Annotated in this window: 3 protein-coding genes; 1 reads left to right on the top strand and 2 read right to left on the bottom strand. The window is 60.4% G+C overall.

Translation table 11 applies throughout. The annotated features are described in order from the left end of the window. On the top strand, positions 1 to 211 hold a 211-nt coding region (locus EN879_RS33765), incomplete at its 5' end, for a YjhX family toxin (RefSeq protein WP_127274600.1). A gap of 47 nt (positions 212 to 258) precedes the next feature. Here EN879_RS33765 and EN879_RS33770 read toward each other — a convergent pair. Together EN879_RS33770 and EN879_RS33775 are read right to left on the bottom strand one after the other, a co-directional pair. Continuing rightward, positions 259 to 690 carry a CBS domain-containing protein gene (locus EN879_RS33770; RefSeq protein WP_013531344.1) on the bottom strand — a complete coding sequence of 144 codons (432 nt, stop codon included), beginning with the start codon at positions 688 to 690 and terminating at the stop codon, positions 259 to 261. Between the two features lie 87 nt (positions 691 to 777). Beyond that, complete coding sequence (locus EN879_RS33775; protein WP_013531343.1) at positions 778 to 1,536, bottom strand: rhomboid family intramembrane serine protease; 759 nt, start codon at positions 1,534 to 1,536, stop codon at positions 778 to 780. Positions 1,537 to 1,959: the final 423 nt, after the last annotated feature.

Here is a 1,959-nt window from a genome sequence, read left to right on the forward strand (position 1 = left end):
GGGCGGACGCATTGAAATCGAAAAGAACGAGAAGAAACGGATCGCCTCCGTCAAATGCCTGACCCGCGACGGCTGGCATTATCCGGGCGTCGATCTCGAGCTGTTTCGAAAACTGAAGCGGAAGAAGGCTGTTTCTTCGTCTGACGGTGGACCCTACCGCATCACCCGGCGCGGGCTCGCACTCGTCCGCTCCGAACTCGACAACAGGTAACCACGGCTCCGCCGGTCGGTTCTCCGGCCGGCGGTTCGCCTCACCGCTCAGGCGGTGGCGATGTAGGCTCTGATCTCGTCGGCCTCGCGCTCGACATCCTCGATGCGGCGCTTGACCACGTCGCCAATGGACACGATGCCATCGAGCATGCCGTCCTTTTCCACCGGCAGATGGCGGAAGCGGCCTCGGGTCATGATCTCCATCACCTCGTTGACGGTGTGGTTTTCGTTGCAGATCTTCACTTTCGGCGTCATCGCCGAACGCACGGGGATATCGAGCGCGGCTCCACCTTCGCGGGCGACAACCCGGACGATATCGCGCTCTGACAGGATGCCGACGATCTTGCGATCGCCATTGGTGATGACCAGCGCCCCGATCTTGTGCTCTGCCAGGATACGGATGGCTTCGCTAAGCTTTTCGTTCGGCCCGAGCGTCAACACGTCATGGCCTTTTCTCTCGAGAATTGCCTTAACCGTCATGGCGTCCTCCTCTGCTTTGCCTGCCGGTTCCTGCCCTGACCGGCCTTCACGTAAGAGTGAACATCGTGCGCCGTGATCGGTTGCATTTCAAGTGTGGTGGTCGGCCGTCTCCCATTCGGGCGCCTGCCATCGCCTGTCGAACCAGCGCAGGCCGAAGAAGCCGGCGACAAAGCCGCCAATATGGGCCTCCCAGGCGATCTGGCCGTCTACCCCCGGGGCAAAACCGAGCAGGCCGGTGGCGAGATTGATGACCATCCACATGGCAAGGAAAATCACGACACCGCGCAAGCGCAACACGAATGCGATCGGCAGCACCGGGCCGGCGAAGGCGGCCTTGCCGGCCGAACGATCGGTGCGGAAGCCAAAACGCGCCGCAGCCCCCATCATGCCTGATATCGCACCGGAAGCCCCGACCAGCGGCGCCTCACCGTAAGGATGCAGTGCCCAGAAAAGCGCGACCGAAGCCAGCCCGGTTGCGGCAAAGAACAGCGCGAACCACAGCGTTCCCAGACGGTTTGCCAATGGTGAGCCAAACGCGGCGAGCCACACCATGTTGATGGCGATATGGGCAAAGCCGCCATGCATGAACGCGTAGGTGAAGGGCCGCGAAAACAGGAACCAGTCGAAGCCGTATTGCCCGGTGTAGAGAACGGGGATGAAGGCCCCGTCATACAGCAATGTCATCTGCTGGGATTCGCTCAACACATATTGCTGCAACAGATAGACGACGACGCAGATGCCGATCACCGCCAGCACGACGGGCGGCAGGTTGAACACCGGCTCGCGCCGCGGCTCGGGCGCGCCCTCGACCGGGTCGGCTTCCGAGGGAATTACCGGTTCACTCATTTGAAATTGCACTCACTGCGGGATTCCAGGTTCGAGCATCTAGATTAACGCGGACCGAACAGCAAACCGCGAATCATCTGGCGCGAATCAAAAAAGAAGCCGTTCAAGGTTTCCCTTGAACGGCCGGTCGAGCCCCCTGCTCCCCTAAAACTCTGACTGAAGTGCTGCCGATCGTCGCGAAACGACCGCTTCTGGAGTGGTTTTTGTGTGCCACGGGGCTGGCTCAGACGCAACGTAAACCACTTGTTAACCTTAACGACCCCGACCCGTGAACAAGTGTTAACGACGCTGGCACGCTTCCTGCTCCGCAACGCATGTAGGTCCTCGGAGGGCGCCCTTCTGTTCACCGATGGGACATCAGACGACAGATTGCGCGGAGCAGCATAGCATGAACCAGAATGGATCGATCACGCTGTTCCAATA

This window comes from Mesorhizobium sp. M7A.F.Ca.AU.002.02.1.1 (assembly GCF_003998535.1).
Classification (GTDB): Bacteria; Pseudomonadota; Alphaproteobacteria; order Rhizobiales; family Rhizobiaceae; genus Mesorhizobium; species Mesorhizobium ciceri.